At 42.3% G+C, this 15,289-nt stretch carries 16 protein-coding genes and 2 pseudogenes; 13 read left to right on the top strand and 5 right to left on the bottom strand.

Annotated features, from left to right (window positions below):
- Positions 1-45: 45 nt before the first annotated feature.
- Entirely contained in the window at positions 46-1,848 is a 1,803-nt protein-coding gene (gene dld, locus QL898_RS11440) for a D-lactate dehydrogenase (protein WP_290176897.1), read from the bottom strand.
- A 272-nt stretch (positions 1,849-2,120) separates the two neighbouring features.
- On the opposite strand from dld, the gene QL898_RS11435 reads away from it, so the two are divergent.
- Together QL898_RS11435 and QL898_RS11430 are read left to right on the top strand one after the other, a co-directional pair.
- The gene (locus QL898_RS11435; protein ID WP_290176896.1) at positions 2,121-3,026 is read left to right on the top strand and encodes a LysR family transcriptional regulator; all 906 of its coding nucleotides are present in this window, start codon (positions 2,121-2,123) and stop codon (positions 3,024-3,026) included.
- A 536-nt stretch (positions 3,027-3,562) separates the two neighbouring features.
- On the top strand, positions 3,563-4,459 hold the full coding sequence (locus QL898_RS11430; protein ID WP_290176895.1) for a 3-hydroxyacyl-CoA dehydrogenase: 897 nt from the start codon (positions 3,563-3,565) through the stop codon (positions 4,457-4,459).
- 164 nt (positions 4,460-4,623) lie between these two features.
- On the opposite strand, the gene QL898_RS11425 is transcribed toward QL898_RS11430, so the two are convergent.
- Both QL898_RS11425 and QL898_RS11420 read right to left on the bottom strand, forming a co-directional pair.
- Positions 4,624-4,860: a hypothetical protein gene (locus tag QL898_RS11425; RefSeq protein ID WP_290176894.1), complete on the bottom strand. Its 237-nt coding sequence runs from the start codon at positions 4,858-4,860 to the stop codon at positions 4,624-4,626.
- Positions 4,861-5,115: 255 nt separating this feature from the next.
- A complete protein-coding gene (locus QL898_RS11420; RefSeq protein WP_290176893.1) occupies positions 5,116-5,367 on the bottom strand; it encodes a hypothetical protein in 252 nt (83 codons plus the stop codon).
- Positions 5,368-5,731: 364 nt separating this feature from the next.
- On the opposite strand from QL898_RS11420, the gene pqqA reads away from it, so the two are divergent.
- The 6 genes from pqqA (at position 5,732) to QL898_RS11390 (ending at position 10,089) form a co-directional block, all read left to right on the top strand.
- The gene (gene pqqA, locus QL898_RS11415) at positions 5,732-5,806 is read left to right on the top strand and encodes a pyrroloquinoline quinone precursor peptide PqqA (protein WP_082894360.1); all 75 of its coding nucleotides are present in this window, start codon (positions 5,732-5,734) and stop codon (positions 5,804-5,806) included.
- Positions 5,807-5,877: 71 nt separating this feature from the next.
- Complete coding sequence (gene pqqB / locus QL898_RS11410) at positions 5,878-6,789, top strand: pyrroloquinoline quinone biosynthesis protein PqqB (RefSeq protein ID WP_290176891.1); 912 nt, start codon at positions 5,878-5,880, stop codon at positions 6,787-6,789.
- 42 nt (positions 6,790-6,831) lie between these two features.
- Positions 6,832-7,590, top strand: coding sequence for a pyrroloquinoline-quinone synthase PqqC (gene pqqC / locus QL898_RS11405; RefSeq protein ID WP_290176890.1), 759 nt, complete (start codon positions 6,832-6,834; stop codon positions 7,588-7,590).
- Positions 7,587-7,883 carry a pyrroloquinoline quinone biosynthesis peptide chaperone PqqD gene (gene pqqD, locus QL898_RS11400; protein ID WP_290176889.1) on the top strand — a complete coding sequence of 99 codons (297 nt, stop codon included), beginning with the start codon at positions 7,587-7,589 and terminating at the stop codon, positions 7,881-7,883. The genes pqqC and pqqD overlap by 4 nt, the downstream gene beginning before the upstream one ends.
- Positions 7,880-9,037, top strand: a complete 1,158-nt coding sequence (gene pqqE / locus QL898_RS11395) for a pyrroloquinoline quinone biosynthesis protein PqqE (protein WP_201547114.1) — start codon at positions 7,880-7,882, stop codon at positions 9,035-9,037. The genes pqqD and pqqE overlap by 4 nt, the downstream gene beginning before the upstream one ends.
- Before the next feature lie 2 nt (positions 9,038-9,039).
- The gene (locus QL898_RS11390) at positions 9,040-10,089 is read left to right on the top strand and encodes a dipeptidase (RefSeq protein ID WP_201547116.1); all 1,050 of its coding nucleotides are present in this window, start codon (positions 9,040-9,042) and stop codon (positions 10,087-10,089) included.
- Positions 10,090-10,171: 82 nt separating this feature from the next.
- On the opposite strand, the gene QL898_RS11385 is transcribed toward QL898_RS11390, so the two are convergent.
- Positions 10,172-11,092: a LysR family transcriptional regulator gene (locus QL898_RS11385; protein ID WP_290176887.1), complete on the bottom strand. Its 921-nt coding sequence runs from the start codon at positions 11,090-11,092 to the stop codon at positions 10,172-10,174.
- Between the two features lie 156 nt (positions 11,093-11,248).
- On the opposite strand from QL898_RS11385, the gene QL898_RS11380 reads away from it, so the two are divergent.
- A complete protein-coding gene (locus tag QL898_RS11380) occupies positions 11,249-11,515 on the top strand; it encodes a hypothetical protein (protein WP_290176886.1) in 267 nt (88 codons plus the stop codon).
- Positions 11,516-11,694: 179 nt separating this feature from the next.
- Positions 11,695-12,843, top strand: coding sequence for a heparan-alpha-glucosaminide N-acetyltransferase domain-containing protein (locus QL898_RS11375; protein WP_290176885.1), 1,149 nt, complete (start codon positions 11,695-11,697; stop codon positions 12,841-12,843).
- 253 nt (positions 12,844-13,096) lie between these two features.
- Here the strand turns inward: QL898_RS11375 and QL898_RS11370 are convergent, their stop codons facing one another.
- The gene (locus QL898_RS11370; protein WP_290176884.1) at positions 13,097-13,990 is read right to left on the bottom strand and encodes a LysR family transcriptional regulator; all 894 of its coding nucleotides are present in this window, start codon (positions 13,988-13,990) and stop codon (positions 13,097-13,099) included.
- A gap of 147 nt (positions 13,991-14,137) precedes the next feature.
- Between QL898_RS11370 and QL898_RS11365 the strand changes: the two genes are divergently transcribed.
- From QL898_RS11365 to QL898_RS11355, 3 genes and pseudogenes are all read left to right on the top strand, one after another.
- The gene (locus QL898_RS11365) at positions 14,138-14,785 is read left to right on the top strand and encodes an MBL fold metallo-hydrolase (protein WP_290176883.1); all 648 of its coding nucleotides are present in this window, start codon (positions 14,138-14,140) and stop codon (positions 14,783-14,785) included.
- Positions 14,786-14,837: 52 nt separating this feature from the next.
- Positions 14,838-15,098, top strand: a pseudogene (locus tag QL898_RS11360) (transposase); the annotation flags it as partial.
- 41 nt (positions 15,099-15,139) lie between these two features.
- Positions 15,140-15,289 (top strand): annotated as a pseudogene (locus tag QL898_RS11355) (IS3 family transposase); the annotation flags it as partial.

Genomic DNA, 15,289 nt, shown 5'->3' with positions numbered 1-15,289 from the left:
TAGCTACTGATAAAGAATCAGCCCATGGCCAGTTTTAGAGTTCAGTTATAAACAACACGAGCAATTGCGTTTGGTTTTCGACATTTTACCAATACCTGGATTAAAGGTATTGGTTGGGTCCAAGCTTGCATAAAAGTTCTGCAAATCAGGTTCCGCTTCGTATAGATGCCCGACATTATGCTCAGCAGGATATTTGGCTCCGCGTGCGCTCAGTAGCGCTAACATCATCTTTTTAACAAGAGGTGCATCACTACCCTTTTTCAAAATATAGTCTTGATGAAATACATAACAAAAGAAGTGCCCGTAATACAGTTTCTTCTCTAAGTGTTGCTCAATGTCTTCAGGTAGCGTTTCGAGCCATTCTAATTCGTTACGTGGTATAGCAATATCCAATGCCAATATGTCGCCGACGTCTTTTTCATGTATGACTTCATAACGTAATGCGGCACCTGCAGCGGCAAAGCGATGTAAAAAGGCGCTTTCTGACTCTTCTTGACTACATTCAAAATAGCTACCCGTATTTGAAGCGTCGAAAAATACCTTTAGAAAATCCTGTGCTTCTGCTATGCCATCATCACTCATTTTTAAGATGAGATGATGCTCATATTGGTCGCGATACTCTAGCATTCGCTTCGGTAAATGCTTTGGAAATATATTGGCGATGAACTGCATGACTTTGTCAGTGAAATGCTTTGGCATCCATGACCATTTATGGAATTTTGCATCCATAGCGCCTTTGATAGAAAACAGTCGAGGTAAGGCATTGGTACCAAGATGCTTAATACTTAAGAACGTGTCTTTACCGTATTTAGCGGATACATCGAATATATCACGATGCATGTACTCACCCACTTCAGGGGTATTATCGAAGCTCGATAACATTTGTCCTCTGAGCTGTGCAAGCTCACTCACACTGTTGGTACCTATATAAAAGGTTTTCTCTTTTACAGCTGTTGGATAGGTATCAAGACGCACTGCAAATACCGCTAGCTTACCAGCGCAGCCGCTTGCTTCATACAGTCTTCGCTTATCTGCATTGAAACGACTTGGCGTACTTGCATTAACGTCTTTGACTCTGGCGATATATTCTTTGTCAGATGCCATCTTACCAGTGTCAGGTAATGCTCTTTTATCAAAATTACCTGTTTGTAGGTTAGTAAGTATTTCTTCTGGGGTATCGCCCAACTCCACATCTAGGTGATTAACCAGCACTAGCTGACCGTGCTTGTCTATTTGGGCAAACAAAGCAAGCTCGGTATAGGCAGGGCCTCTTTTAACCAGTGCCCCACCTGAATTATTAGAGACACCGCCAATAATAGACGCACCTAACGTCGATGAGCCGATGACCGAGTGAGGTGCTCTATTTACGGCTTTAAGCTGACTTTGCAACTGGTGCAACGTGGCGCCAGGTAAGCTAATCACTTGCTCGTTATCATTCACCAAATACAACTGGTTCATTGCAAGGGTGTTAATCACCACCACTGGCCTATCGTAGTCATGACCGCTCGGCGTTGAGCCTTCAGTCAGCCCTGTTTTTGCCGCTTGCATGATGATAATGCAGTCGCCTTCCACACATATTTCTAGACTACGCCAAATCTCCAGCAACGTTTGCGGAAACAAAACAGCCAAAGCGCTGCCGCCACCAGAGCGCCACCCCACTCTATAGTGTTCATTTTTTTCTGGATCAGCCTGTACATTGCTGACTCCCAGTAAATGGGTTAGCTTGTCTAACACTTGCTCAGGATGGAGTGTGTCTTGATGCGCTATATTTGATGAGAAAAGGTTTGATGAAGCTCTATTTAATGACGGCATATGACGCTCTTTATTTAGTGATTGTGTGTCACTCATGACGCTAAAGGCCCTTGAAAACCAAAAATATAAATGGCAGCCATGACGATAATCCCGCAGAACAACACATAATAGACGGTAGGTAAAAATAGTGATTAGACCCTTTTGAACCGTCTTACACAGTAATTGCTCATCAGTGTATCGATTAAATATTCAAAATTCCCTAAAATATTCTACGCCTTGTCAATACATTGATATATTGCATCAAAGGACAATGTTATTTTCTTTTTTTGCTATAATCTAAAACGTATTACACCAATTGGGGAACAAGTATGGGCAAAGCTGACGATATGGTTTTATTCGTCCAAGTGGTTGATGAAGGGTCATTTTCTCGGGTCGCTGAAAAGCTGTCATTAACGAATTCAGTGGTAAGCAAACGCATTGCAAGATTAGAAGAGAGCTTAAATGCTCAGCTACTTTATAGAACAACCAGAAAGTTAAGCTTAACCGATGCAGGAAGGACGCTTTATGACAAAGCTAAAATCGCTAAATTTGCCTTTCAGGAAGCTGAAAATGCTGTGACAGGCTACGGTGAGGACATGAAAGGTAACATACGTATAACCATGCCAGCAGTCTCTGCAAATCTAATATTGAGTGAATCCATTGCCGAATTCTGTAAACAACACCCAGAAATATCAGTAGATTTACAGATTACCAATCGATTGGTTGATTTGATAGAAGAAGGATTTGATCTGGCGATAAGGACAGCAGAGCTTGAAGACTCATCACTCATTGCAAGACGTCTTATAGATAGCCAGTGGGTCATATGTGCAACACCAGACTATTTAGAGCGACACGGTACACCTCAAACCCCTGAACAATTACGGAGTCATGAGTGTTTGGTCTATAAGTTTGATCATACGGCGAATGGTATATGGCCGCTATATATAGATGGCACGGAGCAACTGCTTCCTGTACAGGGTCGGTTTCATAGCAATCATCTTAATGCGATTAAACAAGCCACGCTCAGCGACCTAGGTATTGCCTTTTTACCACAAGCGCTTGTTTATGAAGAGATGCAGCAAAACACGCTCACTCAGATTTTGCAACGCTTTACACGAAAGAAAATGGGCATGTATGCGGTTTACCCCAAGGCACGGCAACCGGACCAAAAATTGAAACTGCTTGTAGCGCATCTGCGAGAATCATTACATCAAAAACAGGCTTACTACTGCTAATAACCTTTAGACAGATCAATAGGCTTGTCCACTCTAGCTGCTTCTCCGCTAATGCAATCCTTACGCGCATGGCATAGTTGAAAAATGGCGCATGATACAGGTGTAAACCTTCGAATGTGTCAACGGGTTCATACGTAAGAATAATGATAGGGATAATAGCCTGCCTTGCATGTTTAATACGTTAAATGCGATTTTCTTCCTACATCACTGCTTATGTCATTCTTCACGTAGATAGGATTTTGACATCAACAGTCATTAAAAATGTCGTTCTGATATGAAACTAGCCTTCAATTATCATAAAATACTCAGGTGTAAAGTTAGTAATATTATTATTAAACTTTTGAATTGTTTAATAAAATAATAAGTCAAGTGATGTGAAATTATCTGATACCTGCATAGCGATATTTTTGGGTTTTCTTTAATGTTTTTATAAAAATGAAGGTTGAATAATAAGATAAAACAATCTAATAATAGGTCTATAAGTTCTAGACATTTATCTAGCAACTTATATCCACTACTATTAGGAAATAAATACAATGACGTATAAAAATGTAACTGTCGCGGGAAGCGGCATCCTAGGCTATCAGATTGCTTTTCAGGCCGCATTTCATGGTTTTAATGTCAGTGTCTATGACATCAATGATGAGGTTTTAGAAAAAGCAAAGTCAAAATTTCAATTGATGTGCAAGGCCTTTAGAAAGGATTTGAGAGCAACTCAAGAGCAACTGGATAAGGCTTTTGATAATCTCAGCTACACCTCAGATTTAGCAGAAGCGGTCAAAGATGCTGACCTAATGATTGAGGCCATACCCGAAATTCCTGAAATTAAAATCGAATTTTATGAAAAACTTGCCAAATTAGCGCCAGAGAAAACCATCTTTGCGACCAACACCTCAACCTTACTGCCTAGCCAGTTTGCAGAATCAACGGGACGACCTGCTCAGTTTTTAGCGCTACATTTTGCCAATAAAATTTGGATGCATAATGTCGCCGAAATCATGGGACATCCTGGGACAGATCCTAAAGTATTTGATGAGGTTGTTGCTTTTGCTACTGCCATCGGTATGGTGGCAATGCCGCTGGATAAGGAGCAACCCGGCTATATCATGAACAGTTTGTTGGCGCCTTTTATAGATGCAGCTTTGCAGTTGGTTGCAAAAGAAGTTGCCGATCCACATACGATAGATAAAACGTGGATGATAGTAACTGGCGCGCCGTCAGGTCCCTTTGCCATATTGGACACTATCGGTATCAACACTGCCTACAACATTACAAAACTATCTGCTGAAAAAACTCAAAACCCTGTGAGATTCAAGGCTGCTCAATATTTAAAAGAGCAATTAATCGATCAAAACAAACTAGGATTCGCGACTGGTGAAGGATTTTATACGTATCCAAACCCAGCCTTTATGCAGCCTGATTTTTTGAAATAATAGATAGCTTTCAAACTGGCTCCAAAACATAAAAGGCCATTCAAGCTTTATGTTGCATCGCTTGAATGGCCTTGTCAGTCGCGCATTTTATCTAACTAAATATCTTAATATTAGGGTTTGCTTTCAGCGATAACTATCCAAACTTATCTAAGTTATGTTGTTCACTAAAGAGAAAAGTCATATTTCGTCAATGCCACTATCTCAATTGGCACTGCATACTTCCAAGGCATACCGCCCGTACAATAGAACTGGCCATCTTCAAAAGCCACAATGCGAGATGTGAAGTCATTACCTACCTGATCTTCTAGAGCATTTTCATCACTCTCGTCACACCATATACTTTGATGACCATCCTCAAGCATTGAACGAGTCAATTCGCTTCCAACAATTACTGTATCCATGTTGTTACTCCTATTCAATGACAATGATTAGTAAGCTAAACAAGTGGCTTAATAACAGCAATTACTTGAGCATCTTCGAACCTGTTTTATCTATCGTTAAAAAATATTGGTGGTTAGACAGATGAGCTTATAAATAGATAGTACAGATGTATTGTCAGCTAGAACAAGAAGTTGTAGACAGATGGTAGATTTTCATGCATAGGCTGTAAAACTAATCTGTATGTAGAACGTAACAGTCATTATATTAATAATGAGTTATAGCCCCACATCATCTTGAGTAAGCGCCACTCTCTTTACTGAGACAGCATACTCCCATAGATCACCTTTATCACAAACGAACTGATCGTTATTGAAAGCTGCAATAGGAACCAATAATTCGTAGTAACCATTATCTATGGTTGCGATAGCATAATCATCGCTAACGTTGCTGACAGCACACCATACATAGTTGCTGACATTTCCCAAGATGGCTTTGGTTAACTCACTGCCTTGTAATTCAGCAATCATCTTAAGCCTCCAATATCTATCAAGTTAAACTATTACTTTATAGATAAATTCGGTTTTTGCAATATATCTGTATAACTCATAAGTTCTCGGAATACGCCTGACTCACTTCAAGCAGATTTTTTATAGTTAGAATTTATACTCAATCTATTCAAAGATATTTTTAATCTTATGCTCGATACACTGTCTTTTTAGCACGAAAAAACAGCTTTCATTTATGCTATAAAAGCCTGCTTAATCGATGCTCGTTAACGCTTTACTAACATCTAAGAAATTGACAGCGGGGGGCCGCTTATACTACTCTTTATCACTCATTCACTTTATTAATCTTACTTCTTAAATAGTAAGATCGTTCCGGAGTAATCCCATGCAGTGGACCAAACCAGCTTTTCAAGACATTCGTATCGGTTTCGAAGTTACTATGTATTTCGAAGCACGCTAAAACTCATTAGCACTCAATCCATTAAAAGCCCTAGATGATTAGGGCTTTTATTTTTTTGGAAATATTGATTTATGTATATTCACGTTTTAGGCTCAGCTGCTGGTGGTGGTTTCCCGCAGTGGAACTGTAACTGCGACAATTGCCACGGTGTTCGTCAAGGCACGATTCAGGCAAAAACTCGTACCCAATCCTCAATCGCCATATCAGAAAATGGTGTGGATTGGATCTTATTCAACGCGTCCCCTGATATCCGCCAACAATTATTTGAGTTCAAGGCAGCACAGCCAGCACGTCATTTGAGAGATACGGGCATCACCAATGTGGTCTTGATGGACAGTCAGCTTGACCATACGACGGGGCTATTGACTCTGCGTGAAGGTTGTCCGATGCCTGTTTGGTGTACTGACATGGTCTATCAAGATCTAACGACAGGATTTCCTCTCTTTAACATGTTGAAACACTGGAATGGCGGCTTGCAATATAATCAAATTAATCCAGAAAAGACGTTTAAGATTGAAGGATTTGACAATTTAGAGTTGACGCCTTTAGTGATTAGAAGCTCTGCACCGCCTTATTCGCCGCATCGCAATGATCCACATGATGGCGATAATATTGCGCTGATTGTGAAAGATGTAAAAACACAAAAACAACTCTTTTATGCGCCAGGTTTGGGCAAAATTGACGATGATGTTATGCATATCATGAAAGCCTCTGATTGCGTGATGATTGACGGCACCCTATGGACAGACAATGAAATGCAAGAGTGCGGCGTCGGTACCAAAACTGGCCAAGACATGGGGCATTTACATATTAGTGGTGAAGACGGCTCATTGTATTATCTAGATCAGCTCGATAACGCTCGTAAGGTGCTGATCCATATCAATAATACCAACCCAATATTAAATGAACAGTCTGAACAGGCCGCGACATTAAAACAACATGGTGTTGAAGTAGCATTTGATGGTATGCAGATTGAGCTTTAAGACAAACGGTAAGGCAAAGATAGCAATCGTAAGGTGAGAACAATGCAAGAAGAAAACACAGCGCTAAGTCCAGAAGCGTTTGAACAAGCGATTATGGCTAAGGGTCAGTATTATCATATTTACCATCCTTTTCATATCATGATGCATGAAGGACAGGCGACACAGCAGCAGATCCAAGCGTGGGTCGCTAATCGATTTTATTACCAAATCAATATCCCATTGAAAGACGCGGCCATTATGGCGAACTGTCCTGATCAGCGCGTGCGTCAAGAATGGATTCAGCGCATGATTGATCAAGATGGCGTCTATCCTGACGGCGGCGGTCGTGAAGCATGGTTGGGTCTGGCAGAGGCAGTTGGTTTGACCCGTGAGCAGGTGATTTCTGAAGAACTGGTGCTACCAGGTGTGCGTTTTGCTGTCGATGCTTATGTGAACTTTGCACGGCGTACGTCATGGCGAGAAGCCGCTAGTAGCTCACTGACCGAGCTGTTTGCCCCGCAGATTCACCAATCGCGTCTAGAATCTTGGCCCAAGCATTATCCTTGGATTAAGGAAGAAGGCTATACCTATTTTCGCTCGCGTTTGAGTCAAGCGCGCCGCGATGTTGAGCATGGTCTGACCATCACACTCAACTCATTCAAAACGGCTGAGCAACAAGAGCGTATGCTTGAGATCCTACAGTTTAAACTCGATATCTTATGGACGATTTTGGATTCATTGAGCTTGGCCTATGTGCATAACCAAGCCCCTTATCAAAGCGTTACCACTGACAATGTCTGGCATAAAGGATTGTTCAAATGAGTATACCTGCTAGTTTACCTAAGCTGGATCAATCCATCGTACCGGTATGGCGTCCCGGTTATCGTTTTCAGTTTGAGCCTGCGCAAAACGCGTATGTCTTGCTCTACCCTGAGGGTATGATTAAGCTCAATGACAGTGCCAGCATCATTGGGCAACATATTGATGGTCAAGCGTCCATTGCTGATATTATCCAAAAGGTGCAAGCTATGTTTGGCGATATTCCCGAAATCGAGCAAGACATCATCGAATATATGCTGGTCGCCCAGCGTGAACATTGGATTGATTTAGTATGAATACGCCAGTCGGCCTACCGCTATGGCTGCTTGCTGAGCTGACCTATCGCTGCCCCTTACAATGCCCTTATTGCTCAAACCCTATTGATTATGCTCAGTATAAAGATGAGCTAACGACGCAAGAGTGGTTTGATGTGTTTGATCAGGCGCGTAAAATGGGCGCGGTGCAGCTTGGTTTTTCTGGCGGTGAACCACTGGTTCGCCAAGACCTAGAAGAGCTGGTCGCTTATGCGCACAATCAAGGCTTTTATACTAACTTGATAACATCAGGTATGGGATTGACCGAAGCTCGGATTGCGCGTTTAAAAGAAGCAGGTCTTCAGCATATCCAGATCAGCTTCCAAGCCAGCGATCCAACGGTGAACAATGCCTTGGCAGGTTCAAAACATGCCTTTGAGCAAAAGTATGAGATGTCACGTCTGGTCAAACAGTACGATTACCCGATGGTACTTAACTTTGTCATTCATCGGCAAAACATCGATCAGATTGACCAGATTATTGATCTCTGCTTAGAGCTAGAAGCCGACACGGTCGAGCTGGCTATTTGTCAGTTTTATGGTTGGGCGTTTGAAAACATAGAAGGTCTATTGCCAACCAAAGCGCAAGTGGTCCGAGCTGAACGCATTACCAATGAATACCGCAAGCAGATTGAAGAACGTGGTATTAAGTGCAAACTTATTTTCGTGGTGCCTGACTATTACGAAGAACGTCCGAAACCTTGTATGGATGGCTGGGGCAAGATTTTCTTAACAGTCGCACCAGACGGTACAGCCCTACCTTGTCATGCTGCCAGACAAATGCCAATACAGTTTCCTAATGTACGACATACTCCACTGTCAGATATTTGGTATGAATCTGCAAGCTTCAATCAGTTTCGCGGTGACGACTGGATGCCCGACATCTGCCAAAGCTGCCCAGATAAAGAGCGCGATTATGGTGGCTGCCGTTGCCAAGCCTTTATGCTAACTGGGGACGCCAAAAATGCCGATCCTGTCTGTGGCAAGTCGCCTTATCACTACCTGATTGAGGAGGCGCGTATCAACAGCGAGACGCCTGTACCTTTTGAAGAACTGCGCTTTCGCAATCCTAAAAACTCTAAACGATTAAGTATGAGTCAAGAGCAACTGATTCCCACGCGTACGGTTACGGATTAATGATGAATAACCAGCCCATAATTTTTGACGGTCATAATGATCTATTAACTCGTCTATGGCTAAGTTCAGCTGCCGATCCAGTGCATGATTTCATTTATGGTACGTTACCGGGGCATTTGGATTTACAACGTTGCAAAGAAGCGAATTGGATGGGCGGATTATTTTCTATCTTCTTGCCGCCCTATGCTTATGTGAAAAACAACCATCCTGAAAAACTATTTACTCCTACAAACTCAGACTTTACTCCGCAAGAAATCGTCGATATTTGCTGCGCTCAGTTGGCGTTTGCACAGCAATTACAGGCAAGATCTGATGGTCAAATCCAAATTTGCACCTCGCTAGAACAAATCAAAGCCTGTCAGCAGAATCAACAATTAGCTATCGTTTTGCATTTGGAAGGTGCTGAGTTTTTAGCCATACAGCCTGACCTGCTGGATGTGTTTTATGAGGCGGGGCTTAGAAGCATTGGCCCACTATGGAATAGAAAGAGCCTCTTTGGTGATGGCTTGAATGCATCCTTTCCACACTCTCCAGATACTGGATCTGGTCTGACTGCTCAGGGCAAAGCGCTTGTTTTGGCCTGTCATGACAAGCATATGCTGATCGACGTGTCGCATATGAATGAGCGTGCTTTTTGGGATACGCTAGAGATTGCCTGCCAGCCTATTGTGGCGACACACTCCAATGCACATGCTCTATGTCAGCAAGCACGGAACTTGACCGATCAACAGCTGGCTGCTATTAAACAAAGCGATGGTTTGGTTGGGGTGAATTTCGATGTGGCGTTTCTTCGTGCAGATGGGCAACGTAATACGCAAACATCACTCGATGTGATTGTCGACCATCTCGATTATCTGATCGACCATCTAGGCGAAGATCATGTTGGGTTTGGCTCTGATTTCGATGGTTGCTTACTACCTGATGAGTTATCTGATATCAGTCAAATCTCTATGCTGATTGAGCGAATGCAACAACGTCACTTCTCAAACCAACTTATTGAAAAGGTAACGTCAAAAAACTGGTTTACGGTGCTTGATAAGGTATGGCAATAATTATAATACCCATCAAGTAATTACTGTCTAGGAATTGCTGTTTTGCTCGTCTGTTCAAACAGGGTAATAATTAGTTTTCGTTTTACCTTAATACCTGCTCTACCCGTTCAATCAAGTATTCTTTGACCGCATTAAATAATGGATCGATTAAGCGCCGCTCTGGACAAATCAAATATAGTGGATAGTTGGCCACTTGCCAGCCGTCCAACTCCACCTCGACCAGTCTCCCTGCCTTTAAATCGCCGGCGATATCTAACTGAGACTTTAATGCGATGCCTTTACCCGCCACTGCCCAGCGGCGTACAACGTCACCGTCTTTACTTCTGCGATTGCCATCCACTGCCACACGTTTAGTCTTGCCCGCTTTCTCAAAAGTCCACTCGCTCAAATATTTTTCATCATGCCCCAAACGTAAGCAATTATGCTGCGACAAATCTTCCGGCATTTTTGGGATACCAATATCCTTATCAACTTTGCTCAAATACTCCTTTGACGCACACAGTATAGGGCGATTATTCAACACTATGGGTAATGCGACCAGTGATGAATCTTTGGGTGCGCCGTAACGTAGTGCCAAATCAATCTGCTGACCGTACAAGTCCACATAGCTGTCTGACATATGTAGCTGCACCGTCACTTTTGGGTGAATGTCTATAAAATCGTCCAACCACGGCAAAATTAAGTTTCGTCCCAAATCTGATGATGCCGACAGTCGAATGGTACCCGTCAGTTCAGCATCATTGTCATGTAGTCCTGCATAAGCGTTGTCTAAAATAGCCACCGCATCTCGGCAATGCTTTAAATATTGCTCCCCCTTGCTAGTTAGACGCAGCCTACGAGTAGAGCGAACAAATAATACCGTCTCAATTTTCGCTTCTAATCGCTTGACCGCTGCACTCACAACTGCAGGCGACAGATCTAAGTGCCGAGCACAGGCAGATAGGCTACCTAAGCGAGCGGTCTCAATAAAAATACGTAAATCCTGCAAATTTTTCATCGTCATGCCTTCGCTCAATTAACGTCTAACTTAGCAACCACCATCGCTTGCTGCTGCTAGCCTCATCATTATATAAAAATTATTGAAACTGTTTCTCTAAACCTGCTGATTATCAAAATCATTAATTATAGTAGCATGCACCTATAAGGTTTACTCACACATTTGGAGATACACGATGGATACTATAATACGGCCTACGAGCACACAGGATACTTAGGGCAAACCAAACGCGCCATATTTAAACCTGGCATGGCGATTATTCATAGAGGCTCGGTGCCACACGCCGCACATCCAATCACTAGTGGCAAACGTACCAATATGGTGCTTTGGCTGTATGGCGATAATATGCAAGTACCACGAGGAGTTGGGCTTAATAGTCGTATTGATGCCACTCAACGTTGGACTGACTGCTACGCACAGTCAGCCTGATAATTTCGCGCCGTTTTAACAGCGGTACGCTATCGTTAGGTCAGACACAGCATAAAAGGTTAAGACAAGCATAAACATCCAAATGAGTGAGCACCTCTGCGAAAATACGTACTTAAATCAGTAGTAGCTAATAATTGATATGTTATAATGTTTCATTTTAACTATACAAAGGCTATTGTATGGCGACACCTTTTCAACGGTTACAAGCGATTGACGCACTTCGAGGGCTTGTGATGCTCATCATGATGGTGGATCATGTTCGAGAGACCTTTTACTTACACCATCAAGTTCCTGATCCAATGGTAATACCAGGAACGGATGAACCCCTGTTTTTCAGCCGAATGATTGCCCATTTATGTGCACCTGTTTTTGTGTTACTGACGGGACTGTCTGCTTATTTGTACCAACACAAACACAATAGTATTCAAATGACCCGCGAATTTTTAATCAAACGCGGGCTTTTTTTGGTGTTTTTGGAGCTGATTGTCATTAATTTTGCTTGGACAGCACAATTTCCACCTGATGTAGTTTACCTCCAAGTGATATGGGCGATTGGCTTCAGTATGATTGCGCTCTCAGCGGTTATTGGTCTGCCTAAGAAGTGGCTGTGGCTACTGAGCTTAGTGATTATATTTAGGCACAATTTATTAGATACCGTCTCCTTTGCCGACATTCCTATGATGCATCAACTGTGGCTGATACTTCATGAACGCGGCTGGATTGAGTTTGGTGAGGTGATTCGTTTCAGAACCTCTTATCCTGTACTGCCTTGGATTGGCGTTATCATACTAGGCTATTGTATCGGTACATCTGTATTCGGTGACTCTAAGTCTGTGCGAAAGAGAAATCGTACGTTACTTACATTCGGCATGGTGAGTATCGCGTTATTTGTGGTACTGCGACTGGCCAATGTATACGGTGATCAAGCATGGCTGATGATGCCGACTCTGAGTGAAACCTTCATGAGCTTTATGAATCTCACTAAATATCCACCATCGTTACTCTTTATATTGTGGAATGTGGGTATAGGACTGGCTTTATTAGTGATGCTCCAAAAGATTGAAACCAAATCATGGATAAAACCACTGGTCGTCATCGGTTCGGTGCCAATGTTTTTTTATATCATACATCTCTATGTATTGAAACTGCTGTATGTATTTGCCGTTCAACAGTTCGGTATGACGCATGGAGAATATTTTGGTGTAAATGACGTCAGTACACTTTGGTTCATTGCGATTGCACTGAGCATTTTACTGTATCCCTTAATGCGTGCTTTTGCCAAATTCAAACATGGCAACAAACACATTACTATCCTCAAATATTTATAGCGATAGCTCCCAACGATATAGCGACTATATAAAAGAACAACAATTCTATAAGCAGGCTTGGCCAGCCTATATGGGATATAGAGAAGTCTAGACATTATCAGATGGTCAATAAGCATCATTGTAACGTTGCTATTGACCGTTTGAGTTTCTGCTATAGATTTTCTGACGTTTTTTAATAAAATTTCTTATTGATCTATTGTATTGTTTTTAAAATAGTATAAATAAACATTCCGATCGATCCATCCATTACTTGCTACCAATAAGGCGAACACTTTATTTCTTCAGCGAGAAAGTCAATAAATTTTCTTTGTAGTGGTGTCACCTGCTTTCGATTAGCATAAACCACATAAACACCCAAGGTTTTGGGTTTCCATTCAGGCAATAACTCAATAAGTTGTCCAGATGCAATCAAAGATTTGACTGCGCCAGATGGCTGTAAACTAATCCCATGTCCACACAACGTGGCAGAGAGCAAGACTTCAGAGATATTGGCGCTGATATTGCCAGAGATAGGAACAGATTCTAAACCATTTGGCCCGTCAAACACCCATGCAGACCGTCCAAAATACGCAAACGATAGACAGTTGTGATGTACAAGCGACTGTACATCTGTAGGTCTGCCACGCCGTTGTAAATACTCAGGTGCCGCGCATACGATAGAGTGGCACTCACCGATACGTCTGGCAACGACATTTGGCTCCAAGTCATTGGTGATACGAATCGCCAAGTCAATACGGGCATCAACTAAATTGACCGAGTCATCAGTGGTAAGAATATCAATCGCTGTTTGCGGCCAGTGAGAAACAAAGCGACCAACCACATCCATCAAAAGGCTATCAATTAGCGAAAAGCTGGCAGTTATTCGCAGCTGACCTTTTAGCTCCAAAGTGTTTTGATTACGTATCTGATCCAACGAGTCAGTCAATTCAAGCAACTGGTACGCCACCTCAAGAGTCTGCTCACCAGGTGCAGTAAGGCTCAGACTTCGAGTCGTGCGATGTAATAAGCGCATATCCATCCAGCTCTCAAGCTCTGTCAGATAGCGCGTCACCTTAGCTCTAGACATGTCTAAATTGTCCGCGGCACGGCTCAAGCTACCTTGTTCGACGATCGTGACAAACACCTGCAACGCGGTCAGCCTATCCATCTCTACATCCTTATTTGCGCGAAAACTGAAACAGTAAATACCGAATTATAGCGTATTTAAACGAAATACAATCGAATAGAATAGCTACTAACAACGAATACCGCCATTAACGCGGTCTATTTATCCAAATGAAAATACAGGTAGATTATGAAAAAATTAATGACAGCTTCTATGGCGGCCAGTGTGCTACTGCTTGCAACCCAAACAAACGCAGCCGATCTACAACTACAAGCATATAAACCTGATCAAAATGCTATTTTCCCAGTGGTTTCTGTGCTGGCAAGTGGCGAGAAAGATGCTATTTTGTTCGATGCACAGTTTAGTGTTAAAGATGGTGAAGCATTGGTTGATATGATCAAAAAAAGTAATAAAGACCTAAAAATGATTTATATCACGGCAGGCGATCCAGATTACTATTTTGGTCTTCAGCCTTTAGTCAAAGCCTTCCCTAATGTAAAGGTTATGTCTAGCCCTTCTATTATTGAACACATTGAGGCGACTAAAGATGCAAAATTAAAGCATTGGGGTCCAATCCTTGGTAAACATGCGCCTACCAAGATCACAGTACCGCAAACACTTGATCAGTCTACACTGACCCTAGAAGGTCACAAAATTGAAATCAAGGAGATGGGAACCCATCAAGCATATATGTGGGTACCAGAGTCAAAAACCGTTTTCGGCGGTGTGTCGGTAACATCAGGTATGCACGTGTGGACTGCTGATACCCAAACTAAAGAAGCTCGTAGCGAGTGGATGCAATCATTGGAACAAATGAAGCAATTTGAGCTATGCTGAAAAAACTGTAGAACCAAACTTGGTAAACTAACGACTCAATGAGGAGTTTATCATGACTAAGAAAATCAGAACCTATAGTGCAGCATTCAAAGCTGAAGCTGTTAAAAAGATAGCAGATAATAATGGCAATGTTTCAGCGACTGCAAAGCAGCTTGGCATCGCCATGCAGACATTATCTAACTGGCAAAACAAAGCTGATAAAGGCAAGCTGATCGGTACTAAAGAATATGATCCTGAGCTCATGGCTATACTAGAAGAGAATAAACGTCTTAAACGTGATCTAAAAGTTGCTCAGGAAGAGAGAGATATTCTAAATGAGGAAGGATAAAGCGAAGCACTGCTTCGCCCGGACGCAAGATGAGAGCTATGCTCGAATGAGGCCACGGCGTACTTCGCGAAACACAGTTGATGAAGTACGTCTTTATCAAGGATAATCAGAAGATATTTAGCATCACCTGTATGTGTCACGTATTAGATGTCAAGCCATCAAGCTATTACAACTGG

Origin of the sequence: Psychrobacter sp. APC 3279 (genome assembly GCF_030407795.1) — a bacterium.
Taxonomy (GTDB): domain Bacteria; phylum Pseudomonadota; class Gammaproteobacteria; order Pseudomonadales; family Moraxellaceae; genus Psychrobacter.
This window is presented reverse-complemented; position numbering and strand designations above follow the sequence as displayed.

Bases quoted from the DNA above. Each gene is read 5' to 3' on its own strand.
- dld (WP_290176897.1), bottom strand. From the start codon at position 1,848: ATGAGTGACACACAATCACTAAATAAAGAGCGTCATATGCCGTCATTA.
- QL898_RS11435 (WP_290176896.1), top strand. From the start codon at position 2,121: ATGGGCAAAGCTGACGATATGGTTTTATTCGTCCAAGTGGTTGATGAA.
- QL898_RS11430 (WP_290176895.1), top strand. From the start codon at position 3,563: ATGACGTATAAAAATGTAACTGTCGCGGGAAGCGGCATCCTAGGCTAT.
- QL898_RS11425 (WP_290176894.1), bottom strand. From the start codon at position 4,860: ATGGATACAGTAATTGTTGGAAGCGAATTGACTCGTTCAATGCTTGAG.
- QL898_RS11420 (WP_290176893.1), bottom strand. From the start codon at position 5,367: ATGATTGCTGAATTACAAGGCAGTGAGTTAACCAAAGCCATCTTGGGA.
- pqqB (WP_290176891.1), top strand. From the start codon at position 5,878: ATGTATATTCACGTTTTAGGCTCAGCTGCTGGTGGTGGTTTCCCGCAG.
- pqqC (WP_290176890.1), top strand. From the start codon at position 6,832: ATGCAAGAAGAAAACACAGCGCTAAGTCCAGAAGCGTTTGAACAAGCG.
- pqqD (WP_290176889.1), top strand. From the start codon at position 7,587: ATGAGTATACCTGCTAGTTTACCTAAGCTGGATCAATCCATCGTACCG.
- pqqE (WP_201547114.1), top strand. From the start codon at position 7,880: ATGAATACGCCAGTCGGCCTACCGCTATGGCTGCTTGCTGAGCTGACC.
- QL898_RS11390 (WP_201547116.1), top strand. From the start codon at position 9,040: ATGAATAACCAGCCCATAATTTTTGACGGTCATAATGATCTATTAACT.
- QL898_RS11385 (WP_290176887.1), bottom strand. From the start codon at position 11,092: ATGACGATGAAAAATTTGCAGGATTTACGTATTTTTATTGAGACCGCT.
- QL898_RS11375 (WP_290176885.1), top strand. From the start codon at position 11,695: ATGGCGACACCTTTTCAACGGTTACAAGCGATTGACGCACTTCGAGGG.
- QL898_RS11370 (WP_290176884.1), bottom strand. From the start codon at position 13,990: ATGGATAGGCTGACCGCGTTGCAGGTGTTTGTCACGATCGTCGAACAA.
- QL898_RS11365 (WP_290176883.1), top strand. From the start codon at position 14,138: ATGAAAAAATTAATGACAGCTTCTATGGCGGCCAGTGTGCTACTGCTT.